Origin of the sequence: Candidatus Magnetominusculus dajiuhuensis, assembly GCF_046044395.1 — a bacterium.
Taxonomy (GTDB): domain Bacteria; phylum Nitrospirota; class Thermodesulfovibrionia; order Thermodesulfovibrionales; family Magnetobacteriaceae; genus Magnetominusculus; species Magnetominusculus dajiuhuensis.
In genome coordinates this window covers 1-23,014 of the sequence record NZ_JBJUSG010000048.1, presented here as the reverse complement: position 1 = coordinate 23,014, position 23,014 = coordinate 1, and the positions used below count along the sequence as shown (strand labels likewise).

The following is a 23,014-nucleotide window of genomic DNA, read 5'->3' as shown; positions in this document are numbered from 1 at the left end:
CCTGTACGGTTCGGAGGGAGGGGAGGTGAGAGCCTTCCCTACCCCTATTTCCCTTTAGTGGGAGTTTCATGATGATTGTGCATATTCTGAGGCATAAGGACAGATTCCGGACAAGCCGGAATGACAAAAATAAGGAAAGTGACAAAAATAAGGAAAGTGACAAAAATAAGGGAGGTGACAAAAATAAGGGAGGCAATTTCTAATGCGATTGCCCTGCCCCTGTCTTGACAAATAAAAAAAATAAATGTTATAGTGGCAGATGTTATTAATTTTATATAAATTAAATCTAAAACAGGGAGGAGGGGTATGAATGCCCATGATCAGTGTAAAGGACAGCGATTCCTTCGAGCTTGCGCTGAAACGTTTCAAGAAACAGTGCGAGAAAGAAGGTATACTGTCTGAGATCAAAAGAAGAGAACATTATGAGAAGCCCAGTATAAAAAGGAAAAAGAAGATTATAGCAGCCCGTAAAAAGGCCGCTAAGCGTGTAGCGTTATCTCAATAATGCGCCACTCTTCCTTGGCCATATCGCAGCAGGCTATAAAGTTGCGATATGGCTTTCATTTTTGGGCTTATTAGCTTATTAATTACAGGCTTATTGATTATAAATTAATTATAAGGAGTGGATGTCCATGACTCTGTCAGAAGTCTATAAGAGCGCTGTGAGGCACGGGATAGACAACGACCCGCGGGGCGAGGCCGGTGTATCTCGTTATCTTGAAGATAGAAAGAGGCAGTTTGATGACCTCAAAGAGAAAGAGAAGGAGTTCTTCGACAAGGAATCCCTGTCCAATCCATACGCCGACACGCGCATATTAAACGGTAGCGGTAACGAAGAGGTCACATCTGCCCTCGTCGGAATTGATATAGAAACCCCTGAAATTCTGCTTGCTGATAATTTAAAGGCAAAGGGCAAAAGGGTTGACGCCGTAATTGCCCACCACCCCGAAGGTGTGCCATATACAAACCTCCACGATGTAATGTCTATGCAGGCCGATGTCCTACGGACGTTCGGCATCCCCATAAACGTAGCCGAGTGCCTTATGGAAGACCGCATAAGCGAGGTAAAGAGGAAGCTCATGCCCGTAAACACCTCGCGTGCCGTTGACACGGCAAGGTTGCTTGAGTTTCCATTTATGTGCATTCACACGCCGGCAGACAACATGGTTGCCGCATATCTGCAGGGGCTTTTTGATAAGAACAGGCCATATGCCCTAACCAACATCCTTGATATGCTCATGGAAATTGAGGAGTATAAGGATGCGGCGAAGGGTTTCTGCGCCCCAAATATCCTGCTTGGCACCCCGCAGAGAAAGGCCGGTAAGATATTCGTTGACATGACAGGCGGCACAGAAGGCTCAAAAGACCTCTTTCAGGTCTTCTCCTCAAGCGGAATTAATACAATCGTAGGTATGCACTTAAGCGAAGACCATAAAAAAGAGGCTGAAAAATATCACATAAATGTAGTAATCGCCGGGCATATCTCAAGCGACAATCTGGGAATGAATCTGTTGTTTGACAGGGTTTTTGCACAGAGTACTGTTGAGCTGACGGGCTGCTCAGGGTTTAGGCGTATCGCGCGCGGCAATGTTATATAATAAATTGCCTATGCAGTTAACTCCGGTAGAGGGTTCTCTGGATTCCTGCTTTCGCAGGAATGACAGACAAGGCAGGGCAAATGGGCACATAGAGGTGTCATTCCTGCGAAAGCAGGAATCCAGTTTTTGATTAACGGAGCTAGCCGCATAGGCAATTATGATAGTATCTGAATGGATTTTCAGGGAATTCGCGAAGAGATAAAATCCCGCATAGACATAGTTGATGTTGTCTCAGACTATGTCGGACTGAAAAAATCAGGGGCGCGCTTTAAAGGCCTGTGCCCGTTCCATGCGGAGAAAACGCCGTCGTTTGTCGTCAGTCCTGAAAAACAAGTCTTTTACTGCTTCGGCTGCGGCACGGGTGGGGACATCATCACCTTTGTTATGAAAGAAGAGGGGATTTCTTACAACGAGGCGATAAGAAAACTCTCAGAACGTGCCGGTATTAAACTTGAACCTGTCCATAAACAAAATATACAGGAAAGGGAAGTGCTCCTGCAAATCCATAAGGCCGCGGCGGCATTTTTCAAAGGACAACTAAGGAAATCCGAAAAGGCGTTAAAATATCTCAACGCGCGGGGCATCGCCAAAGAGTCAATTGAGAAGTTTGCAATCGGCGCCGCTCCCGAAGGCTGGGACGGGCTGCTACGGCATCTAAGAAAGGATGGCTTTCAGGACAGGCACTTAAGAGTGTCAGGGTTGGTTACATTTAAGGAAAACAGCTCCTTTGACTTCCACAGGGACAGGATAATGTTTCCCATCCTTAACTCCGCCGGTGATATTGTGGCATTTGGCGGGAGGGCAATGGAAAAAGACGTTGAGCCTAAATATTTAAATTCCCCTGAGACGCTTATTTTTCAGAAGAAACGCATTCTCTTCGGACTTAGCGCGGCAAAAGATGGTATCACGGGCGCAATCAATATTGTGGAAGGGTATGTTGACGTGGTTATGTGCCACCAGTACGGGTTTACAAACACGGTGGCGCCGCTTGGAACGGCATTGACAGAGGAGCACACAAAGAGCCTCAAGAGGTTTGCAAAGGAGGCCGTAGTAATCTTCGACGGCGACGACGCCGGTATCAGGGCGGCAAAACGAGCGATGCCCGTAATTCTCAAAAGCGGATTGCTTGCCATGGCGCTCCTTCTACCAGAGAAAAACGACCCGGACAGCTATCTAAGGCTGCATGGGGCAGGGGATTTTAAAGAGCTGATAGCCGGGGCTAACTCATATGTGGAATTCATGCTCAAAACCGGAGGCTATGGCGTTGACAATCTCAGGGAAATCTACGATACATTAGCCGGCATAGAGGATACGGTGTTAAGGGCCACGCTGGTTGAGGAACTATCGAACAAGGCGTCAATATCGGGGCACGAACTGAGGGAAAAATTCAGGGGAAAAGGCCATAAGCCAACCAGTCCTGGCCGTACAATCAGGCCGCGGGTGAAAAAAAGGCCGGAAGAGGAGATGCTGCTGCGCATTTACCTGAGTGTTCCCGATATGGCAGGGATGTTTACACCACTGATGGAAATGGAATTGCTTGAAGACGAATTGATAAAAAGGATATTCGGCGAACTTTTAAACGGCAACATAAGTCCAACTATCGAGGGGCTTTCCACTATTTGCACGGAAGAGGAGATCGCCTACGTCACCGGCCTGATGGTGTATTCGCTTGACCAGATGGACGGTGAGGAAAGCATAGAGAAAAAAATCAGGGACTGCGTGAAAAGCCTCAAGTTAAGCTGGGTAAATAAAAAGCTGGGAGAAATTAAAGAAAAAATAAAAAAAGCCGAGCTTGCCAATAACCCCGAAGAGGTGATTTTGCTTTCGCAGGAAAACATAAAATATCTCAACGAAAGGCGCAGCCTGTCATAAGGCGGGGGCACAAGCGGGCTGTAGTTGCTGTAGGCCATAAGATATTGAGACACACTACTGACCAAAAAAGAACCTTACAACGATCCAAATATAGATTACGAGGCGTTGCTTGCAAAACGCAACGCTCCACGCTGAATAAGAATCTTAACTAAACTTGGATATGTAAAGAAACAAGCGTAGAGCCATCATCAAAAAAACTGTCAGGAGACGTGAGGGGGAGGTGTGTGCCCTAGATCCGTAGGATTTTCACGGTAAAGCTGGAATCCAGGAAAGGAATTTTCTGTTGTAATTTTCAAATGCGTTTGCCCTGGTGTTCAGGGGGAATTATACGGCTATTAAATGTTATACTACCCGTGCGATGAGAAAAGTTCTCTTGATCTCCGTTAATAACGAAAGGCTGCCATATCCAGTTGCCCCAATCGGGGCCGCTTATATCGCCGGGCACCTGGCAATGGCGGGCCTTGACGTTAAAATCCTCGATTTGTGTTTTGTTGACGACGATTTGCAGGCCCTGAAAGACTCAATCGGCGGCTTTAACCCCGATATTATAGGCGTCTCTATCAGAAACGTTGATAATCTTACCTACAATCGAAGCGTATTCTATATGCCCAGAATTCGGGACATTGTGAACTTTATCAGGACGATCAGCAATGCCCCGATGGTTGCCGGTGGCTCCGGGTTTTCCCTTTTCCCCGAGGAAATCCTGCGATATTTAACGCTCGATTTCGGAGTTGCGGGCGAGGGAGAACAGGCGTTTCTCAGTCTTATCAGGGCATTTGAAAACGGTGGCAATATTGATGAGATCCCAAACCTGTCAATTATTAAAAACGGTTTGTTCCATCAGAATCCCGTCTCATACAGCCCTGTGATGTGTCTGCCAGACAGGGCGGTTCTTAACAATGCCGCATATCTTCAATTCGGCGGGATGGGAAATGTTCAATCCAAACGCGGCTGCCCGTTTAAGTGCACATACTGTACGTACCCCATGCTGGAGGGGAGCCGCCTGAGGCTCAGGCCCCCGGAGGAGATAGTCGCGGAACTTGCCGAAATGAAAGACAGGCACGCAATAGATTACGTGTTTTTCGTGGATGATATATTCAATGTCCCGGCTGGACACTCAATGCAGATATGCGAGGGAATTATCAGAAAGAATCTGCGAATTAAGTGGACGTGTTTCGCAACCCCATTCAGTTTTACCGAAGAGCTTGCAAGGCTTATGAAACGGGCCGGTTGTACCGGCATAGAGTTCGGCTCAGACGCCGGTGCCACCCAAACACTTAACGCCTATGAGAAACACTTCACGCCGGACGATATAGCGGCGGCCTCCGCCATATGCCGAAAGATTGACATGCCCGACGCACATTATATTATAATTGGCGGCCCGTCTGAAACAGAGGAGACACTGAATGAGACATTTAAACTGTTTGATATGATAAAGCCGCGCGCTGTAATCGCCCTTGTTGGCGTGAGGATATACCCCGGTACGGCTATCTGCAAAAGGGCGGTGAAAGACGGCGTCATACCGGCGGTCCCGGAAGGAAAGGGGCTGCTTGAGCCGGTGTTTTATCTGAGTCCGGAGACACCGTCAGGGCTGCTGCTCACGCGGGTTGCCACATGGGCGCAAAGTAGGGCAAACCGTGTGGTGCCTGCCCTTGATATCCACTATGACGCCTCAACGCTGGGTGCTATCAGAAAGATAATTAAACGTGGCCCAATGTGGGACGTGTTAAGATGAACGACAAGGCAGCCAAGCGCACCGTGGCCGTGGTAACAGGAGGAGGCAAGGGTATAGGGAGCGCCGTATGCAGGGCGCTTACAAAGGATGGCTCTTCTGTGGTAATCAACTACATGTCATCATCCAATGAGGCCGCCACACTGTGTGAGGAGCTGCGCGCGATAAATCCCAATACAATGGCCTATCAGGCTGATGTCACAGATTTCTCACAGATGAAAAAGATGATGGACGAAATGGTAGCCCTGTTTGGCCGCGTGGACATCCTCGTCAACAATGCCGGCCTTGCCAGAGACGGACTTCTCCTGCTGATGCCGGAAAAGGACTGGATGGACGTCATGGATGTAAACCTGACAGGGGTTTTTAACGCGTCAAAGTCGGTACTGCCACACATGATAGCCCAAAGGAGCGGTGTTATAATAAATATCTCCTCTCTGAGCGGTATAGACGGCCTTGCCGGGCAGGCCAACTATGCGGCGGCCAAGGGTGGTGTGATTGCCCTGACGAGGGCGCTCTCAAAGGAGCTTGCACAGTTTGGCATCAGGGTAAACGCGGTTGCCCCGGGCGCTATTGAGACCGATATGCTGGATGCTATGAAGGATACCGCGCGTGAGGAGTTACGCCGTAACATTCCACTGAGGCGATTTGGAAGGCCAGAGGAGGTTGCCTCTGTGGTCAGGTTTCTCGCCTCTGAGGAGGCCGGATATATCACGGGTGAGGTTATTTCTGTAACGGGAGGATTATAAGAGCGCATGTCAGACACATTTGAAAGACTAAAGGGATTGCTTGTCAGCAGGTTAAAACTCTCCGTAGGGGAGGAGGTAATTAACAGGGATACGACGCTCTTTGGCCCTGGTGGGCTGGGGTTGGACTCCATTGATGTACTGGAGCTTGTCGTGGGCATAAAAAAAGAATTCGGCGTTGACATTACAGACAGGGAAACCGCGGAGAAAATCTTTACATCCGTCGGCGCCATTGTGGGATACATAGATGAACAAAGAAGAACTGGTTAAGCGGCTGCCGCACGGCGCGCCCTTCATATTCATTGAGAAGGTGCTGGCCATAGACAAGGGTCAGCGTATCAAGGCATTGAAGACCGTTACAGGCGGCGAAGAGGCCATTAACTGGGGCGGCGATGGACAGCAGTCATTTCCATTTGTGCTGCTTGTAGAGGCAATGGCCCAGGCCTCAGGGCTTGTCCTTGAGGCGGAGGAAATTGAGATGGCGTTTCTGACAATGATTAACGACGCGCACCATGTCAAACCCGCGATGGCGGGCGATGTCCTCATCATAGAGTCTGAGCTGACAAAGAAGTTCCCACCATTATACGTCTTCCGGGCAAAGGTCAGCGTTGACGGGGAGATTATCTCCTCGGCTGAGATAACACTAACCTCTGTTCCCAGAGCCGCCACCAGCAGGCGTCGGGCGCGGCAATAGCGACACTATGAGATATTAAAATACTCCTTGTACCATGAGACGAAGTTTCTGATTCCAACATCCAGCGGTGTAGAAGGTGTAAAGCCTGTATCTTTTGTGAGTTCCTCTATGTCGGCATAAGTCTCGGCAACATCGCCCTGCTGCATTGGCAGGAAGTTTTTTCTCGACTTTCGCCCAAGCGTGTCTTCAATTATTTCTATAAAATTCAACAGGCCAACGGGTTTATTGTTGCCGATGTTGTAGAGTTTGTATGGGGCATAGCTTGAAGATGGGTCGGGGTGTTTGCCGTCCCACGCGGGGTTAGCCGCTGGTATGCGTTGAATCAACCTGAAAACACCCTCTACTATGTCGTCAATATAAGTAAAGTCACGCCGCATGTCTCCGTGGTTAAAGACATCAATTGGCCTGTCCTCAAGGATGGCCTTTATGAAGAGGAACAAGGCCATGTCCGGGCGTCCCCACGGGCCGTAAACGGTAAAAAATCTAAGCCCTGTGCAGGGCAGCCCATAGAGGCTGCAATATGTGTGGGCAAGGAGTTCGTTTGATTTTTTTGTCGCCGCGTAAAGCGACATGGGATGGTCAACATTGTGCCGCACAGAAAAAGGGACGTTTGTGTTTGCCCCATAGACCGAACTCGACGAGGCAAAGATGAGGTGTTTTACGTTATTGTGCCGACAGCCCTCCAGTATGTTGGCGAAGCCCACTATGTTGCTTTCAATATAGGCGTGAGGATTTATTATAGAATACCGGACGCCCGCCTGTGCGGCCAGATTTACCACATAATCGAATTTCTCCACAGCAAAAATTCTCTCCATGGCCGACCTGTCGGAGATATCCATCCTGACAAACCGGAAATTCCCCACGCCTTCAAGAATCCTAAGCCTGTCTTGTTTAATGGCAACATCGTAGTAGTCGTTGAGATTATCAACAGTTACAACGTCAAACCCGTGCGAAGCCAATCGCTTACACAGGTGAAAGCCAATGAACCCCGCCCCTCCTGTTACCAGTACTTTCTTCTTATCCTGTAATTTCATCATTGCCGCCTATAGTATTATTGTGAAGCTCAGCGCCTTCAAAGTGCGCCTCCATGATAGCCCTGGCCACCATGCCTATATGCTAAACCATAGAGGGACATCCTGTCAACGCGCACGCCCCAACGGTGTTTTTCTCAGGTGTGTCAATTGTTGCTGGATTTAGCACCCACGCGAGGCTTTTCTTATCACATACAATAAAGTTATAATATGTTCGTGCGTTAATATCCCAACGGGAGCGCTAACTATCATAAGGAGCGGTTAAGAAATGTTAAAGAAAAAAGACAAGTACGTTACCGCGGTCGTCGGGGCTACCGGCGCTGTGGGCGGTGAGATGATCTCAATCTTGCAGGAGCGGAAATTCCCCGTTTCAGAGCTTAGGCTCTTCGCATCCGAACGGTCAGAGGGTAAGAAAATAGAGTTCAGAGACGACGAAATAAAAGTCGAAGTCCTTCAGGAAGATGTGTTTAAGGGAATAGACATCGCCCTGTTTTCCGCCGGGGCACAGAGGAGCAAGGACTTCGCCCCGTTTGCGGCCAAAGACGGCTGCGTCGTCATAGACAACTCAAGCGCATGGAGGATGGACCCGGAAATCCCCCTCGTAGTCCCGGAGGTTAATCCCCTGGACATAAAAAAACACAAAGGCATCATCGCCAATCCCAACTGCTCGACCATTCAGATGGTCGTCGCCCTTAAACCTCTTCACGACAGGGCTAAAATTAAGAGAATCGTCGTATCCACTTATCAGGCGGTATCTGGCACCGGCGCAAAGGCGATGGATGAACTGCTGGAGCAGACCAAGGCCCTGCTCAGCTTTCAGGAGATAAAGTGCAATGTCTATCCCTATCAGATTGCCTTTAACTGCCTCCCCCAAATTGATGTGTTTTTGGACAACGGCTATACGAAAGAAGAGATGAAGATGCTCAACGAAACCAGAAAGATAATGGGCGATAACTCAATACAACTAACCGCAACCACAGTGCGCGTACCCGTGTTCAGGGGCCACTCGGAGTGCGTCAACATTGAGACCGAAAAGAAGCTGACAGCCAACGAGGCGCGTGCTATCTTATCAGAGGCACCAGGCGTTATTGTCTTTGACGCACCGGACAAAAGGGTCTATCCCATGCCCATAGACTGCGCTGGCAAGGATGCGGTTTACGTTGGGCGTATACGTGAAGACGAATCCATACCGTCGGGCCTCAACATGTGGATTGTGTCTGACAACCTTAGAAAGGGTGCTGCCCTCAACGCGGTGCAAATAGCCGGGAAACTCATTGAATTTGCCCAATAACCAGATGGCGCAAACAGATGAGCAGATTGAAACAGCCAAAGTCGGGGTGGCCAGGCCGGAGGACTTCCCCCGTGTTCCTATCGTCCTTGACGGCATATCCTCGCGCTTTATAAGTATCAACTTAATCATTCCAAGTTATATAGAAGACGGACACCTGAAGGTCATCATGGCCAGGCCGTGGGACGTTGGCACAATAGACGCCCTTGCCGTAGCCACAGGCCTCGAAATAGAGGCCATCGGGGCGGATGAGGCCGAAGTCCGTGAGTATATAGATAAGTTTTACAGCAGGGAATCAAATATTAACAAAATAATTGAGGACATGAGCGATGTAAGTTTCGACACTATAAACGACTATGACGAGGACATTGACCACCTTAAGGGGCTTGCCTCTGAGGCCCCTATTATAAAACTCGTAAATCTCCTGATCTCAAGGGCAGTCGAGGCCAGGGCAAGCGACATCCACATCGAACCCTTCGAAAACGAGCTAAAGGTCAGATACCGCATAGACGGCGTCCTGAAAGAGGTCGAATCCACGCCGAAAAAACTCCAGCCCGCCATTATCTCAAGGGTAAAGATAATGGCTAAACTCAATATCGCCGAGCGGCGCCTCCCACAAGACGGCAGGATAAAACTCAAGATTGCCATAAAAGAAATTGATATGCGCGTCTCTACCGTGCCAACCCTTTACGGCGAGAGCATCGTGATGAGGATACTTGATAAGGAATCAATCGTCATAGACCTTATGCAGCTTGGCTTCCCGCAGAATATTTTAGACGGTTTTAACAGTCTGATAACCAAGCCCCACGGCATTATCCTTGTCACCGGGCCAACCGGAAGCGGCAAGACTACCACGCTCTATGGCGCGCTTGATAAGATAAATTCTCCCGAAAAGAAGATTATTACGGTTGAAGACCCGATCGAGTACCACCTCAACGGCATAAACCAGATACAGGTAAAGCAGCAAATCGGCCTTAATTTCGCCAGTGCCCTAAGGCACATCGTCAGGCAGGACCCGGACATTATAATGATAGGAGAGATAAGAGATATTGAGACGGCAGAGATTGCCATTCAGTCTGCCCTGACAGGGCACCTTGTGTTTTCCACGCTGCACACAAACGACGCCCCCTCGGCGGTAACCCGCCTTATTGACATGGGTGTGGAGGCGTTTCTGCTTACTTCCACTCTTAGGGGTGTGCTTGCACAGCGCCTTGTGCGCATAGTGTGCGACGCCTGTAAGGTAATAGACAATGACGCGGCCTCCCCTGACGAACTCGCTCTAATCGGCCTGAGTCGAGATGTCGTCTTATACAAGGGCACGGGCTGCGAGCAGTGTGCGGGGACGGGGTTTTATAGCAGAAAGGGAATATTTGAGTTTCTTGTCGTGGATGACGAACTAAAAAAGGCCATCTTAAAAAGCACCGACTCCAGCGAACTCAGGCAAATCGCCAGGAGGCGGGGGATGAGCACCCTCATTGAAAGCGGGGCTGAAAAGGTCAGAGCCGGGCTGACTACTATTGCTGAGGTACTACGGGTAACACAGGAGGTATAGCATACCCCTATTTTACTACAAGGCGGTCTCAATGGAAGGGGACCATCACAACGGCGTCATAAACGCCCCGGACGAGGAAATTGTCATAAGCTCACTCAAGGACTCACGCCTTATCCCGCTTTCGATAACGCGCTCCGAACCAAAGGGCAAGATTGAGATATTCAAAAGATCAGGCTCAAAGGAAGTCCTCACCTTTACAACAGAGCTGGCGGCACTACTTGGGGCTGGGCTGGCCCTTGACAGAAGCCTCAGTATTTTAGTCGAGGTCTCCGATAACAATACGATGCGTTCGATAATCCAATCTATCTTAAAGACCATACGCGAGGGCAGCTCATTTTCTGAATCGCTCTCTAAACATCCCAAAGTATTTACGCGCCTCTACATTAATATGATAAAGGCGGCTGAGGCCGGCGGCGTTATTGAGGCCGTTATGGAAAAACTTGCCGATTACCTGGAGACCTCAGGCGAGTTGAAAGAGCATATATATTCGGCGATGATATATCCGGTGCTTTTAGGCGTTACAGGCCTTGTCTCTGTGCTGATATTATTGACCTATGTTATTCCCCAATTTGCAAAGATATTTGAGGAGATGGGTGAGGCTCTGCCCCTGCCCACACAGATATTGATGACGATAAGCGCCTTTTTCAGCGGCTACTGGTGGGCGGTAGTGGGTATAATTGTCGTATCTTTTTTTGCATACAGGAGATACTCGCGTACTGAGGAGGGCCGGTATAACATTGACTCTTTTAAGCTCAGGGTATTTCGGGGGATTGTCACAACGGTGGAGACGGCAAGGTTTTCCAGGACGCTGGGGACACTGCTCAAAAGCGGAGTGCCGCTTCTTGAGGCCCTCAGAAACGTAAAAGATGTTATAAATAACCTGCTCATAAGGGGTGCTATTGAAGGAATTATAAGTGGCGCCAAAGAGGGGAAGGGACTTGCCGGACCGCTTTCGGCCGCCCACATCTTCCCCCCGCTTGCCATTTCCATGATGAAGGTAGGGGAGGAAACCGGAGCGCTTGATGAGATGCTCTTAAAGACGGCCTCAACATACGAAAAAACCCTCAGGACAATGGTGCGAAGGCTTATAAGCATCCTTGAACCGGCGATGATACTCATCATGGCCGTCGTTGTGGCCTTTATCGTAATCTCAATGCTTTTGGCCATCTTCAGCCTAAATGATATCCCGATGTAACCCCCAGTGTAGTAACCGTGGCTTTACGCTCATAGAGCTTACGGTGACGATGCTTATTATTGCCGTTGCGATGTCAATAGCGACGGTAAAGTTGACGTCGAAAATGCCCGGGACGGTGCTGAAATCAGCGGCAAGAATGCTGTCGGCAGATTTGAGATACGCTTCCGTCCTTGCCTCCACTAAGGGAAAGGACATAAAACTCACAGTTGACCTTGATTCACTGTCATATACACTGAACGGCAAGACAAGGGGATTCCCCGAAAACACAAGAATAGTAATCACCGACCCCGAAGATGGAAAGCTCAGAAGAGGCCGCTGGAACGTAATTTTTTACGCCGGTGGCGGCTCAACCGGCGGGGAGATTAATCTATCCCTCGGTAAAAAAACCTTCAGGGTAACGATTGACCCTGTGGCAGGGGCGGTGCTTACTCAGCACTAACAGAAGTCAATTGCTGCCCTGATGCTGCTTAATGCCTGGCTAACTATTGCAATATCAGGAATAACTTACACCCCCTGAAGATAAAATAGTCTCCACAATATCTTAGTATTATTAATATACTTATCCCTTACTGTTCATAACGCCGAGGACACGTTTATCTATCCACCTCTTGTCCCACCAGTGGACTGGTGATACGTACACGCCGTGGAGCAAGACGCCAAAATGCAGATGGTCGCCCGCCGCAAAGCCGGTCATTCCGCTTTTGCCGATTACAGTTGTCTTTTCTACGGCCACGCCTTCTTTTACGTCAATAGCGGAGAGGTGTCCATAGAGGGTCATTAGTCCAAGTCCGTGGTCTATTATAACGGCGTTTCCATATATGCCAAGGTCACCGGCAAAGGCCACCACCCCTGAGTTCGACGCATATACGGGGCTGTTGGCTAACGAGGCAAGATCAAAGCCCATGTGGCGGCTGTGGCTCACTTCTTTATCCCCGTAGATGTAGCTCCTCTGGTCTCCAAAGCCCGCAAACACCTTGCTGTTTTTCATCTGTACGAATGGCCCGCTCCAGAGGATTTTATCGGCGGTCTTTTTTGCTATTTCACTGACTTTGGCCTCTGAGTCCTTTCTCCATTTCTCGTTTACTTCTAAAAAGGCATCAACAAGCGGCATATCACCTTCGTTTTTTTGGAGAAGGGGCAATATGTGTTTCCTTATGAAATCGTCTTTTATGACGATAGTATCTTTCTTATAAACCCTTGGTTTGTAAATCGTCTGCACGGGGGCGGTGACGGTGTTGCCGGCGGCGTCCTCTGCAAATGCGGTGACTATGGGCGGGCCAACTGTTTCGATGTCTATGGGGATTATTGCAAAAAATCGGTTTTTGTCGGCGTATATGGAGTTAGTCGCCGTATAAACCCTGTCGAGTGCCTTTATATAGACCTTGTCTGCACCTTTGGCGTTGATAAGGACGGCCAACCCTGAGCCCTGGTCTGTGATGTATGAGCTGTCAACGACAGTTATGGCGGGCATCGTGGAGCGAATAGCCGTGGGGAAGGTCTTAATCGTCTTTGCAAACAGCCCTGCCCTTGCCTTGATTGTCACCTGGCCCTGGCCATCGTTGAGGCCCTGGGCCTTTGGCTCTACGGTTATATTGAACTCGGCGATGGGTTTATCCGGCTGTTCCTTCAGGAGTGTAACGTCATTGCCGTCCTGAGTTACCACTATCTCAATGGACCTGATCTTTCTGTTACTCTCTGCCTTGAATGAAATATCTTTTTTCACGGGCAGTTTTTCAAACGCCTCTATCCCTGTAAGCACAGGGGGCCTCGCGGCAAATATATTATAGGCAATAACCCCGGCTACAAGCAGAAATCCTATTGCCAGTACAAGAGAGACGGCCTTACCAACTTTTGAGCCTGATTTCATCATATATACCTCGCTTGATACGTTATTTTACGGGATACTGCATGTTAGTTAACACGGTCCCTGAATTTTAAATAATGCTCATCAAAGTCAAAAGGATGAACACTTGAGTTTATGCAAACCATTAACTTATTTAAGGGTAGTTTCTTTATAATTTTTTCAGCATCATTGTTAGATAAGTTTTTGACGTTAACATGACATTCATCATCGTTACTTTTCTCCTGATTAAAAATAGCCTTTTCAGGTAAATCATCCATGCTGAATGGCCAAAATATTATTGGGGCGCCCACAACAACAGGCACGAAAGCAGGGTGGAACCTTCTGATATGTTCACAAATATCGCCGGTCGTTTCATTTATGCAACTAACAGATATGCAAGAGATCCCTGTCCCGTCTGACGAATTCCTGAATGCACAACTGCTGAGTCTTCTTTCTTCAGGCGAAGTGAAGTCGAAGTGTATCCAGTTTCGTTTGATAAGGCGGACGTATTGGTGGTGATCCATATTCCCCTTCCAAAATGATTAATTTTTGTTATCGCATCATCAAACGTAACGCCCTCTTCATAACATATCTCTTCGGTTTCATCCTCTGGCAGGAAGGGTTTCAATAGATCACTCTTTCTCTCATGCCCGAACTCTATCCCGTTATTTTCAGTAATGATAAACTGCAGTCTATCATTGTCGTGGTAAACCACTAATTCTATTTCACCATCGGCACCCACTGTGGAATCCACGAAAAAACTATATGCTTGTGCCGTATGAAGCAGCTCAATGGCCTGTTTTACAACCTTGGCAGATGGTAACCTGCCTTGCTCACAGTACCACTCATCGCCATATACGGCATAACGCAATATCTTTCTCTCGGCACGATTCGCGTGCCTGACTGAGGTTGAGTCAATGGTTCCATAAGCCGAATAATTCATTATTTCATACCTAACACCGTTCTAATATCTTCGGTCAACATAATTTTATTGCCCGTTTTCTCTTCAACATCGGCAATCATCGAACCAAGAAGTGCCGCAACCGATTTAGCAACGGTAAAAGACATATTTATGACAGCAACAGGACTTTCGTTCACACTTAGCAACATTGAACTATCCCCCGGATTTAAAAAAAGCGTAGCGCCGTTAAAATAGATTTTGGGAATATCTTTTGATTCTGACGCTTTCTTAAAAACATCCATAACATCATCTTTTCCAAGGGTGTTCTCAGTCTCGCTCACCATCTCCTCCCGTTCACCTTTACACTTATAATATCATATCACAATATCTTACGGGATTTCAATCCCAAAGCCCTTTATTTTCCTGTGCAGGTTGCTTCTTTCTATTTGAAGGGTCTCGGCGGTCTTGGAGACGTTCCATTTGTGCTTTTCGAGCTGCTTGAGGATGTAATCCCGCTCAAAGCTGTCGCGGGCGTCCTTCAGGGTCTCAAATGCAAAATAATCCACAGTTGAAGAGTTAAAAGCCGCAACGTCTGAGGCTTTAATCACCCTGGACTGGGTCATAATGAAGAGCCGTTCAAGGGTGTTCTTTAGCTCGCGCACATTTCCCGGCCAGTCGTGCCCTTGCAGTACCCTCATCGCGTCCGGCTCAATGTGCCGTGGGGTCTTGCCATATTCAGTTGCGAACACATTCATGAAGTGTTCAATAAGGATCGGCAGGTCGTCTCTTCTTTCCCTTAGAGGGGGGACGATTATCGGGATAACGTTGAGGCGAAAGAACAGGTCCTCTCTGAACTTGCCCTCTTTCACTTCCTTGGGGAGGTCTTTGTTTGTCGCCGCGATTATTCTGACATCTACCTTTATGTTTTTACTGCCGCCTACCCTCTGAAACTCCTGCGTCTCTATGACTCTGAGGACTTTTGCCTGCGTAGTCATGGACATGTCGCCGATTTCATCAAGAAACAGTGTGCCTTCGTCGGCCAGCTCGAACTTGCCTTTTTTCTTTTCGAATGCGCCCGTAAATGAGCCTTTTTCGTGTCCAAAAAGCTCGCTTTCTATTAGTTCCTGTGGGATGGCCACACAGTTGACCTCAATAAACGCTTTGTTTAATCTGTCGCTTTGCAGGTGGAGATTCCTTGCTACGAGTTCCTTGCCAGCGCCGCTTTCTCCCATTATCAGCACACGGGCGTTGCTCTTGCCGGCAATCTCGATTTGTTTCCTAAGATTGATTACCGCGGGGGAATCCCCGATAATAACGAATTTCTGCACGGTATCTTTTTTGAGCATCTCGTTTTGTATTATAAGCTCTTTATGTTCTATTGCCCTTTTAGCGGTGAGAATAACCCTTTCCAGAGAGAGCGGTTTTTCGAGGAAATCATACGCGCCCATCTTAGTGGCCTTAACTGCCTGTTCAATTTTGCCATGTCCTGAGATAATTATTACCGGTATTGTCGTATAGAGACGCCTGATTTCCTCAAGGGCGTCTATGCCGTCCATGCCGGGCAGCCATATATCAAGAAATATTACGTCAGGTGTGTTTTTGCTTAAAAATTCCAGTCCCTCTTCGGCGGACGCCGCCAGTGAGACGCTAAACCCCTCATCCTCAAAGATCAAACTCAGCGTCTCTCTGATTCCCTCCTCGTCGTCTATGATTAGTACCGAGTTTTCGTTCATCACACAGTCTCCATGGTGTCCTGCTCTATTAGTAATTTCTTAGTAATTGGGATTGTGATTCTAAAGGTCGAGCCTCTCACTGCGTTATTGCTAACGGTTATTGTACCCTTGTGTTCTGTGGCTATCCTGTGGGCTATGGCCAAACCAAGTCCGGTTCCGTTTTTTCGTCTTGAAAAATATGGCTGAAACAATTTCTCCTTATCCTTTTCGTCTATGCCTACGCCGTCGTCAGATATGTCAATTATAATGTCAGAGGCATTGTCGTCCTCAGCTACTGTTATGTCTATCTTACCATTTTCCCCTATTGCCTGTATCGCGTTGTCAAGAATATTAATAAGCATACGCTTAAAATGTTCACCGTCAATATATATGGACTTAATATTTGTTTTATAATCAAGGGACATGCCGATGTGCTCATACTCCCCGTAGAGGTCCAGTACTTCGGCCAGAAGGCTTTGCAGGTCTGTCAGGGAGGGTTCAATGTCCGGCATCGTGCCGAGTTTTGAGAATTCATTTACGAGCCGTTGAAGTCCGTCAACTTCCCTTATTATCGTGGCGGTAGATTTTTCGATAACCTCGCCAAACCTCGTGTCTGCGCGCCTCCATCGTTTCAGCAGCCTCTCGGCGGAGAGTTTAATCGGCGTTAAGGGGTTTTTTATCTCGTGAGTAAGGCGTTTGGCCACATCCTGCCATGCGAGGGCCTTTTCGGCGAGGATTAACTCCGTCAAATCGTCAAACACTACAAGCACCCCAACCGGAGTCTTCTCGTTGTCTTTGAGCTGGATTACGAAAACTCTCAATACCATATTCCTTCCGTTTATAGAGACCTTTAACTGCTCTTTTTTACTGTAAAAATTATACAGGTTTATTCCCCGTATGAACATTTCAAATTCGGTGGAGATGACATTTTTAATAACCTCTGTGTATGGTTTATTCAGCACATCCTCGGTCTCGACCTCCAGCACCCTGCACGCGGCGTCGTTTATCGTTATCACCTTGTTATTGGCGTCGAGGTAGATAACACCGGAGTTTATGTTATAGATAATGTTTTCCATGAAAAGCCGCCGCCTGTCCGATTCGATATAGGCGCTTTGCAAAGATAGCTCGGTCTGCTTTATTTTTGATATCATTACGTTGAAGGACTTAATAAGCATACCGATTTCGTCGTCCGTGCCAGGATTTACGTAGATGTTGAAGTTGCCCATTGAGACGTCTGCCGTTGCCTGAAGGAGATTTTGAATAGGCTCGGTGATTCCTCTGGATATTTTCAGCGCTATCCAGAGGGCAAGGAATATTACAAGGAGTGTAAAAAATCCCAGTATCAGGAGGTAGTTGCCTTTTAATGGGGTCTTAAACTCGTTAAGAGTGACGTAGCTCTGATGGGCCTTTTGAATCTCGCCGACTTTCCTCGAAATCTCTATGGGTACTACGGTGGAAACCAGCAGGACTTTGTCTATGCGGCCGTTTACCGGCAGTGGAATCACGGCCGTTACTATGTCCGCCTCGTTGTAGACAATTACCTCGATGCCGGGTTTTCCCTTAAAGGCATCTCTTATGGTCTCTGATGCGTCCTCATTTTTTCTGCCGAATTTAGCGGTCTTGTATCTTGGTGCCGGGTCTGCCCCCTTGCTTATGGCGATGGCGTCCTCGAATGTATTTTTACGTATCATGTCATAGGTATATGTGGCGAGGTCTCTTGCGTCGTCTATCGGTTTACTTATTGTGGGGGTAAACCACTTGTCAATGTAGTTCGTAACAAGGCCGCTTGAGATAATAAACAGCATAGCGGACGGCAGCAGGGTGATACTGACGAAAATCGTTACGAGTTTTGTCTTGAACTTGTAGCCGGTTATCCTGTTTTTTTTCTCGAAATACAGCCTTAGGAGATTCCTGCCTACGAAGAATGCAAGGGTGAGCAGGGCTAATAGTGTGATATTAAAAAGCGCCGCGAAGATAAGTCTGTGTGTGATGTCTCCCTGCGGATTGATAAACGTCTCGTGTATCGCTGAGCCCGCGGCCAGGAAGATAATCACGGCCAAAACCGGCAGGAGTATTCTCTTGCCCGTTTGCAGCGTCATTTACCGCCTCTTAAAATAATATCCGTGTCTTTTTTTATCCTGAAGTCCCTGTCGTCTACAAAGAACAACACATATCCGATGACCTGCGGCGGTTTTTGCTTTATTGATTCTATCGTAACCCTGATAAAATACTGGGCGTCCTCCTCAAGGCCACTCATGTCAATTTTAATGTCCTTCACAAGCAGCGCCCATCTAAGCATGGACTTAAAGGACATAAATCTCTTTTCAAGGATGGCTGTCTCGTCTGAAGAGACGACCTTATATTCCCCTTTTACAGAGTTGGCATGTATTGTCCTTGACACTTTCTTACCCCTGATAAACTCGTCAGGCCATAAACTCCACCGCCTGAAGACATCTATGTAAAAGACGAATTCTTTTTGCAGCCCTTCGCGAATGAGAGAGGTTTGGCTTTCGTCTATGGAAAGTGCTACACTTACGGTTATGCTGCCGCCCGAGACGGAGTACTCGACCCCTGTGATTTCCTGCGCGGCAACGAGCGCCGGTAACAGCAGCGCGGCTAACAGAATTATCGCTTTAAGTTTATTCATTTTTAACATGAGATACCAGGAAATTGACATTATACCATACACCGGTAATTAATTATTTACAACTACGCAAAGGGGCATGATATCTATAACATGAGCGTGTCATCAGGACGATTGGGCAGACAATTAGCGTCGTTAGCTATATTAATAGCGATACTGGTGGTTTTTTTCCTCGGCGCGGACAAATGGACAATTGATTCGATAAAGTTATTTCTGCTTGAACACGGCACTATAAACGCCATTCTCAGGAAGATTGACCCGATATGTAATTTCCTGTATCACGGTGCCACACAAATCACCGCCGCGTTTATCTTGTTTATAACGGGCAAATACTTATACAGGCCGCTATATCGTGTCGGCAGGATGTTTTTTTATACCCTGTGCGCGTCCGGCCTTACAGTGCAAATCATAAAACATCTGGTTGGCCGGGCAAGGCCGCGAATCATTGATAGCTTTATTGCCATTGGGCCGTCGCTGCATGTGGACTACGATTCCTTTCCCTCCGGACACACCGCGCTGGCGTTTTCGATTGCCTGCATTTTGTCTTCATACTTTAAGCGTTATAGCGTGATATTTTATTCATTTGCCGTACTGGCCGGGTTTGACAGGGTAAAGGCCGGGTCACATTTTCCCTCCGACGTAATCGCAGGGGCGTTTGTTGGCATGGCTGTCACGAAGCTGCTTGGCCCCTGGCTCAGGCCGGAAATCCACCCCACCGCCCACACGCCGCCCCCTCATCAAGGGCAAAGCGGCAACTAAGAAAAACCTCTACCAGCTTTTTTCATCTTCTTACAGGTTACTTCTGCTATAAAATGGCATTTATCTGGTCAACCAACTCTACCAGTTGCTGGCCTTTATCATTAAACTCCCTGACCATAGACAGTATGATTGGTTTGACGTCCGCACCCTGCATCAGTGAGGCAAAAACATCAGACCGTTGAGACTTAAAGTACTTATACATCCAATTAGCCGACGGTTTAAGTCCAAGCTTAGTGCAATTGTCCTTAAGTTCCTGAATTTCCTTGTGCTGTGTGGCAAGGTTCCACGGACCTATTATTCCAAAATACCAGTTCTCGACATTATCCCCAACGCCACCCATGACACAGATAGCAAAACGAAAGAAATTATCGCCCTGATATGACGGATTGACAATCTCTATACGTTGTGCCTTGTAATGGTCCTTGTTAGGAATCTTTGAAATGCCGTAGTTGTCACTGCACTTTTCAGTATCGAATGCCTCCTGAAATAACCTTTTGTGGTGTTCGAAAGATATCTCCGGAAACAGACCCACTAATTCTCTGATGGCAAAATAGTTGTCTGAGGATGCGAGGTCCTCAATCATTTTTCTACGCGGATTCTCCATATGTTATTCCTCCTTATATCTATAGATCGTTTATGATTTCGATGTACTGGATAATTGACTGCTTTAATTTCTGAGGTTTAACGCGATCCACTATCCCCTCTAACCAACTTTTAATGTCACGCTTATATGACAACAGCCCTATTTTACCTATTTTCTGTTCAATTTCTGAACGCGTAAACTGACCCTCAGAATCAAACCCGACATCAGATGGGTCATCCCCACGAACTGTAAGATAAAGTATCCCGCCATCCTTGCTGAAACTTTCATAGCGCTCCTGCCATAACCTAACGTATTTACTCATTTGGCCGATACGCGCCACCGTCTGTACCTTGTTTTCAATATAAAAACCCTTTTTCAACCAATCATTGCAGATTCTCAAATCTATTTGTTCCGTATCACGCTCAACATACCAGTTTGGGTTGGATATATCGTCCTTTGAAAATCCAACGACCTTCTCCCCTATATTTGTGAGGAAACCATCCAAAAAAAGCCTGCCCTGACCATGGGTGCCATATGGATTGAGCAGTCCATACAGAAAAGGTGTGTGAAATTCAATCTCCCTGTTTTCCACACCTAACACCTTAAATACGTTCCATTGCGGTGCATATTCGCGCAGATGCTTTGTTTCTTCTTTGCGATATGCCTGTATTTTTGGTTTCATTTCTTCATAAGCAGCTAATAAATCGGCCTTTTGCTGCTCATCCGAAACATTAAGAGCACTTATAAGTGATGCAATATCAACGATTTTTCTGCTTTGATGTTCTTGTATTATTGGTTTTAATCCCACAAATTCAGCAAGTAACGATCCGGCTTGCTGCTTTTGGGAAACACTAAGAATCTTTACCAATTTTGTAACGTACTTAGCTGAAAGCACTAATCATATCTCCTCTTCTTTGCCCGCCGCGTAAACCAAGACATCACTTTAGGGTTAAGCTGTGGTCATTATATAACTTGATAAAAGAGAATGTCAAGTGTTTTGTCAAGCCATATTTTTCAAAGGTTAACTGAGATGTAACGGGGGCGGTCAGACGGACAAAAACCATACAGACTGCGATCGAATTCAGGGGGGAGGGATTATCCCCGCAATCCTAAGAGTTCCCTGTTAAGGCAAGAGCAAGACTCATAAGCAACAGTCGGCGCTTCAGTCTTCTTTTATGTAAAACTGCAGTTTGAGGCCGGAGACTTCAACTACATCCCCTTCACGGAGCTTATATTGGCCTTCGACGTCATTGCCGTTTACCCTTATCCCCTTACCGCCGGTTGAGGAGCTGATTGTATAGCCGTCTTTTTTTCTGTTTATCAGGGCGGCCACTTTGGGCGCGAAAAATCCCTTGAGCCTTATCAGCGAGTTTTGCTCTTTGCCGATTGTGCTTATCCTGTCGGTGACCTCGTACTCCTTTTTCTCTGTTGAGCCTTCGACCACTACAAACCCGCCAAGAATGTCTTTTTGTTCCACCTTGCCGGCCTCAGATTTTGGAGCCTTGGCAAGGATTGCTTCCTTTAGTTTTACGTCAATCATAATGGTTTCGTCCATTAAATCTTTGTCCTTCGATTGTTCAGCTTGTTTTTTGGGCTGCGCCTCTGAGACAAAATTCAGCGTATGTTTACCGATAATGATGACGTCGGCGTCGCTGAGGGCGCTCACCGATATCTTTTTGCCATTTACAAAAGTCCCATTGAGGCTGCTGAGGTCTTCTATGTAAAATTGGTCCCCTTTTTTAAAAATCCTCGCGTGTGCCCCGGACACCGCGAGATTGTCCACATGAATGTCGTTCGTTGCCTTTCTGCCAATGGTTATGACCTCTTTGTCCAGCGGTATTTCTTTCAGGGCAGCTTCTTTAAATTTTAGCAGTATCTTAGCCATTCATTACCTCCTTATCCATTTTATGAGATCATACATGAATGAAAAAATAGTCTTCTTATAGATATACGCCACAACAACCGTAATATTGTCTCGTCCACCTTTTTTGTTTGCCAGGTCAACAAGTCTCTCGCACACATGCCTGGGGTCAACGGAGGATTTAACGGTATGCAGGATTGCCGTATCAGGCACCATTGTGTATAGCCCGTCCGAACACAACAGCAACGCGTCGCCGTCATAAACGGTCATCTCCTCAATATCAACCTCTATATCAGGCGTAAAGCCCAACGACTGTGTGATAACGTTCCTCATGCCGATTTCGTGAGCCTCCTCCTTTGTCATCATACCCTTGCGGATTTGCTCTGCGACAAGGGAGTGGTCGTCGGTGAGCTGCTCTATGGTATTGCCTCTTATGAGATACAGCCTGCTGTCTCCGGCGTGGGCGATGCTTAGTCTGTCGCCGCTTAGGGCAGCGGCTACCACGGTGGTTGCCATGCCGCTTAGCTTGGGATCGTCCTTTGCCGTGTTGTATATCTGCTCGTTGGCTTGTTTGACGGCCATGACTACCGCGCTGCTTGCGGATGAGTGTTCGCCTGTACTGCCCTTGTCAGGGGTTGCATTTGTGTTTTCACCGCTTCTGAAATAACCGCTGATAATATCAACGGCCATTTTGCTTGCAACCTCCCCACATGCTGAACCACCTACGCCATCGGCAACAACAAAGACCCCCGCTTCCAGCTCGACGGCAAAACTGTCCTCGTTCTTTGGCCTTTTCATGCCCTTGTCCGTATGGCCGTCAGCCATTATCCTCATTTTAGTTTTCATAGCCCTACATTCTCACGCGCTTTCTTTACATCTGCACACATTATATCAGAATTGGCCGCATTATACAACTACGGTTTTATTGGTAAGGCTTTTTATTCTGGTTACAGTGTGTAATACCAAAATAGAAATGTCCTATTCTACCAAAGTAGAAATGTCCTAA

At 47.4% G+C, this 23,014-nt stretch carries 24 protein-coding genes; 12 read left to right on the top strand and 12 right to left on the bottom strand.

Translation table 11 applies throughout. The features are described 5' to 3' along the window. Positions 1-310: 310 nt before the first annotated feature. The 7 genes from rpsU to AB7D94_RS08280 all read left to right on the top strand — a co-directional run bounded on the left by rpsU (position 311) and on the right by AB7D94_RS08280 (position 6,639). Positions 311-505 (top strand): 30S ribosomal protein S21, encoded by a 195-nt coding sequence (rpsU, locus tag AB7D94_RS08310; protein ID WP_085052043.1) that lies wholly within the window; start codon positions 311-313, stop codon positions 503-505. Between the two features lie 127 nt (positions 506-632). Beyond that, positions 633-1,598: a Nif3-like dinuclear metal center hexameric protein gene (locus tag AB7D94_RS08305; RefSeq protein WP_420265326.1), complete on the top strand. Its 966-nt coding sequence runs from the start codon at positions 633-635 to the stop codon at positions 1,596-1,598. A gap of 171 nt (positions 1,599-1,769) precedes the next feature. After that, positions 1,770-3,470, top strand: a complete 1,701-nt coding sequence (gene dnaG, locus AB7D94_RS08300) for a DNA primase (RefSeq protein WP_420265325.1) — start codon at positions 1,770-1,772, stop codon at positions 3,468-3,470. Positions 3,471-3,828: 358 nt separating this feature from the next. Then, a complete protein-coding gene (locus tag AB7D94_RS08295; protein ID WP_420265324.1) occupies positions 3,829-5,205 on the top strand; it encodes a lipid biosynthesis B12-binding/radical SAM protein in 1,377 nt (458 codons plus the stop codon). Further along, complete coding sequence (locus tag AB7D94_RS08290) at positions 5,202-5,948, top strand: beta-ketoacyl-ACP reductase (protein WP_420265323.1); 747 nt, start codon at positions 5,202-5,204, stop codon at positions 5,946-5,948. The genes AB7D94_RS08295 and AB7D94_RS08290 overlap by 4 nt, the downstream gene beginning before the upstream one ends. Positions 5,949-5,954: 6 nt before the next feature. Further along, positions 5,955-6,215 carry a phosphopantetheine-binding protein gene (locus AB7D94_RS08285; protein ID WP_420265322.1) on the top strand — a complete coding sequence of 87 codons (261 nt, stop codon included), beginning with the start codon at positions 5,955-5,957 and terminating at the stop codon, positions 6,213-6,215. Next, the gene (locus AB7D94_RS08280; protein ID WP_420265321.1) at positions 6,193-6,639 is read left to right on the top strand and encodes a hotdog family protein; all 447 of its coding nucleotides are present in this window, start codon (positions 6,193-6,195) and stop codon (positions 6,637-6,639) included. Before AB7D94_RS08285 ends, AB7D94_RS08280 begins: the two co-directional genes overlap by 23 nt. 5 nt (positions 6,640-6,644) lie before the next feature. Here AB7D94_RS08280 and AB7D94_RS08275 read toward each other — a convergent pair whose 3' ends face one another. Further along, the gene (locus tag AB7D94_RS08275) at positions 6,645-7,676 is read right to left on the bottom strand and encodes an NAD-dependent epimerase (protein WP_420265320.1); all 1,032 of its coding nucleotides are present in this window, start codon (positions 7,674-7,676) and stop codon (positions 6,645-6,647) included. A 262-nt stretch (positions 7,677-7,938) separates the two neighbouring features. Here AB7D94_RS08275 and AB7D94_RS08270 point away from each other — a divergent pair, with 262 nt between their 5' ends. Genes AB7D94_RS08270 through AB7D94_RS08255 form a run of 4 tightly spaced genes read left to right on the top strand, consistent with a single transcriptional unit; the run spans position 7,939 to position 12,144 of the window. Continuing rightward, positions 7,939-8,961, top strand: coding sequence for an aspartate-semialdehyde dehydrogenase (locus AB7D94_RS08270; RefSeq protein WP_420265319.1), 1,023 nt, complete (start codon positions 7,939-7,941; stop codon positions 8,959-8,961). After that, positions 8,945-10,510: a type II secretion system ATPase GspE gene (gene gspE, locus AB7D94_RS08265; protein WP_420265318.1), complete on the top strand. Its 1,566-nt coding sequence runs from the start codon at positions 8,945-8,947 to the stop codon at positions 10,508-10,510. The genes AB7D94_RS08270 and gspE overlap by 17 nt, the downstream gene beginning before the upstream one ends. 31 nt (positions 10,511-10,541) lie before the next feature. Next, complete coding sequence (locus AB7D94_RS08260; RefSeq protein WP_420265317.1) at positions 10,542-11,705, top strand: type II secretion system F family protein; 1,164 nt, start codon at positions 10,542-10,544, stop codon at positions 11,703-11,705. Then, positions 11,689-12,144, top strand: a complete 456-nt coding sequence (locus tag AB7D94_RS08255) for a pilus assembly FimT family protein (RefSeq protein WP_420265316.1) — start codon at positions 11,689-11,691, stop codon at positions 12,142-12,144. The genes AB7D94_RS08260 and AB7D94_RS08255 overlap by 17 nt, the downstream gene beginning before the upstream one ends. A 120-nt stretch (positions 12,145-12,264) precedes the next feature. Here AB7D94_RS08255 and AB7D94_RS08250 read toward each other — a convergent pair whose 3' ends face one another. The 7 genes from AB7D94_RS08250 to AB7D94_RS08220 are packed head-to-tail and all read right to left on the bottom strand — an operon-like array spanning position 12,265 to position 18,808. Continuing rightward, the gene (locus AB7D94_RS08250; protein WP_420265314.1) at positions 12,265-13,575 is read right to left on the bottom strand and encodes a M23 family metallopeptidase; all 1,311 of its coding nucleotides are present in this window, start codon (positions 13,573-13,575) and stop codon (positions 12,265-12,267) included. A gap of 41 nt (positions 13,576-13,616) precedes the next feature. Further along, the gene (locus AB7D94_RS08245; protein WP_420265313.1) at positions 13,617-13,871 is read right to left on the bottom strand and encodes a hypothetical protein; all 255 of its coding nucleotides are present in this window, start codon (positions 13,869-13,871) and stop codon (positions 13,617-13,619) included. Between the two features lie 53 nt (positions 13,872-13,924). Beyond that, a complete protein-coding gene (locus tag AB7D94_RS08240) occupies positions 13,925-14,491 on the bottom strand; it encodes a hypothetical protein (protein ID WP_420265311.1) in 567 nt (188 codons plus the stop codon). Beyond that, positions 14,491-14,793: a hypothetical protein gene (locus AB7D94_RS08235; RefSeq protein ID WP_420265310.1), complete on the bottom strand. Its 303-nt coding sequence runs from the start codon at positions 14,791-14,793 to the stop codon at positions 14,491-14,493. Before AB7D94_RS08235 ends, AB7D94_RS08240 begins: the two co-directional genes overlap by 1 nt. A 45-nt stretch (positions 14,794-14,838) precedes the next feature. Continuing rightward, positions 14,839-16,182: a sigma-54-dependent transcriptional regulator gene (locus AB7D94_RS08230; RefSeq protein WP_420265308.1), complete on the bottom strand. Its 1,344-nt coding sequence runs from the start codon at positions 16,180-16,182 to the stop codon at positions 14,839-14,841. Continuing rightward, positions 16,182-18,260: a sensor histidine kinase gene (locus AB7D94_RS08225; RefSeq protein WP_420265307.1), complete on the bottom strand. Its 2,079-nt coding sequence runs from the start codon at positions 18,258-18,260 to the stop codon at positions 16,182-16,184. The genes AB7D94_RS08230 and AB7D94_RS08225 overlap by 1 nt, the downstream gene beginning before the upstream one ends. Then, positions 18,257-18,808, bottom strand: coding sequence for a DUF4390 domain-containing protein (locus AB7D94_RS08220; RefSeq protein ID WP_420265306.1), 552 nt, complete (start codon positions 18,806-18,808; stop codon positions 18,257-18,259). The genes AB7D94_RS08225 and AB7D94_RS08220 overlap by 4 nt, the downstream gene beginning before the upstream one ends. A gap of 90 nt (positions 18,809-18,898) precedes the next feature. On the opposite strand from AB7D94_RS08220, the gene AB7D94_RS08215 reads away from it, so the two are divergent. Next, entirely contained in the window at positions 18,899-19,564 is a 666-nt protein-coding gene (locus AB7D94_RS08215) for a phosphatase PAP2 family protein (protein WP_420265305.1), read from the top strand. A gap of 46 nt (positions 19,565-19,610) precedes the next feature. Here AB7D94_RS08215 and AB7D94_RS08210 read toward each other — a convergent pair whose 3' ends face one another. The 4 genes from AB7D94_RS08210 to AB7D94_RS08195 all read right to left on the bottom strand — a co-directional run bounded on the left by AB7D94_RS08210 (position 19,611) and on the right by AB7D94_RS08195 (position 22,854). Further along, positions 19,611-20,168, bottom strand: coding sequence for a hypothetical protein (locus AB7D94_RS08210; RefSeq protein ID WP_420265303.1), 558 nt, complete (start codon positions 20,166-20,168; stop codon positions 19,611-19,613). Positions 20,169-20,187: 19 nt separating this feature from the next. Then, positions 20,188-21,042, bottom strand: coding sequence for a PDDEXK-like family protein (locus AB7D94_RS08205; protein ID WP_420265302.1), 855 nt, complete (start codon positions 21,040-21,042; stop codon positions 20,188-20,190). Positions 21,043-21,309: 267 nt separating this feature from the next. Further along, entirely contained in the window at positions 21,310-22,032 is a 723-nt protein-coding gene (locus AB7D94_RS08200; RefSeq protein WP_420265301.1) for an FHA domain-containing protein, read from the bottom strand. Between the two features lie 3 nt (positions 22,033-22,035). Next, on the bottom strand, positions 22,036-22,854 hold the full coding sequence (locus tag AB7D94_RS08195) for a Stp1/IreP family PP2C-type Ser/Thr phosphatase (protein WP_420265300.1): 819 nt from the start codon (positions 22,852-22,854) through the stop codon (positions 22,036-22,038). Positions 22,855-23,014: the final 160 nt, after the last annotated feature.

Excerpts from the sequence above, each read along its gene's own strand:
- rpsU (WP_085052043.1), top strand. The coding sequence starts at position 311 with ATGCCCATGATCAGTGTAAAGGACAGCGATTCCTTCGAGCTTGCGCTG.
- AB7D94_RS08305 (WP_420265326.1), top strand. The coding sequence starts at position 633 with ATGACTCTGTCAGAAGTCTATAAGAGCGCTGTGAGGCACGGGATAGAC.
- dnaG (WP_420265325.1), top strand. The coding sequence starts at position 1,770 with ATGGATTTTCAGGGAATTCGCGAAGAGATAAAATCCCGCATAGACATA.
- AB7D94_RS08295 (WP_420265324.1), top strand. The coding sequence starts at position 3,829 with ATGAGAAAAGTTCTCTTGATCTCCGTTAATAACGAAAGGCTGCCATAT.
- AB7D94_RS08290 (WP_420265323.1), top strand. The coding sequence starts at position 5,202 with ATGAACGACAAGGCAGCCAAGCGCACCGTGGCCGTGGTAACAGGAGGA.
- AB7D94_RS08285 (WP_420265322.1), top strand. The coding sequence starts at position 5,955 with ATGTCAGACACATTTGAAAGACTAAAGGGATTGCTTGTCAGCAGGTTA.
- AB7D94_RS08280 (WP_420265321.1), top strand. The coding sequence starts at position 6,193 with ATGAACAAAGAAGAACTGGTTAAGCGGCTGCCGCACGGCGCGCCCTTC.
- AB7D94_RS08275 (WP_420265320.1), bottom strand. The coding sequence starts at position 7,676 with ATGATGAAATTACAGGATAAGAAGAAAGTACTGGTAACAGGAGGGGCG.
- AB7D94_RS08270 (WP_420265319.1), top strand. The coding sequence starts at position 7,939 with ATGTTAAAGAAAAAAGACAAGTACGTTACCGCGGTCGTCGGGGCTACC.
- AB7D94_RS08260 (WP_420265317.1), top strand. The coding sequence starts at position 10,542 with ATGGAAGGGGACCATCACAACGGCGTCATAAACGCCCCGGACGAGGAA.
- AB7D94_RS08255 (WP_420265316.1), top strand. The coding sequence starts at position 11,689 with ATGATATCCCGATGTAACCCCCAGTGTAGTAACCGTGGCTTTACGCTC.
- AB7D94_RS08250 (WP_420265314.1), bottom strand. The coding sequence starts at position 13,575 with ATGATGAAATCAGGCTCAAAAGTTGGTAAGGCCGTCTCTCTTGTACTG.
- AB7D94_RS08240 (WP_420265311.1), bottom strand. The coding sequence starts at position 14,491 with ATGAATTATTCGGCTTATGGAACCATTGACTCAACCTCAGTCAGGCAC.
- AB7D94_RS08235 (WP_420265310.1), bottom strand. The coding sequence starts at position 14,793 with ATGGTGAGCGAGACTGAGAACACCCTTGGAAAAGATGATGTTATGGAT.
- AB7D94_RS08230 (WP_420265308.1), bottom strand. The coding sequence starts at position 16,182 with ATGAACGAAAACTCGGTACTAATCATAGACGACGAGGAGGGAATCAGA.
- AB7D94_RS08225 (WP_420265307.1), bottom strand. The coding sequence starts at position 18,260 with ATGACGCTGCAAACGGGCAAGAGAATACTCCTGCCGGTTTTGGCCGTG.
- AB7D94_RS08220 (WP_420265306.1), bottom strand. The coding sequence starts at position 18,808 with ATGAATAAACTTAAAGCGATAATTCTGTTAGCCGCGCTGCTGTTACCG.
- AB7D94_RS08215 (WP_420265305.1), top strand. The coding sequence starts at position 18,899 with ATGAGCGTGTCATCAGGACGATTGGGCAGACAATTAGCGTCGTTAGCT.
- AB7D94_RS08210 (WP_420265303.1), bottom strand. The coding sequence starts at position 20,168 with ATGGAGAATCCGCGTAGAAAAATGATTGAGGACCTCGCATCCTCAGAC.
- AB7D94_RS08200 (WP_420265301.1), bottom strand. The coding sequence starts at position 22,032 with ATGGCTAAGATACTGCTAAAATTTAAAGAAGCTGCCCTGAAAGAAATA.
- AB7D94_RS08195 (WP_420265300.1), bottom strand. The coding sequence starts at position 22,854 with ATGAAAACTAAAATGAGGATAATGGCTGACGGCCATACGGACAAGGGC.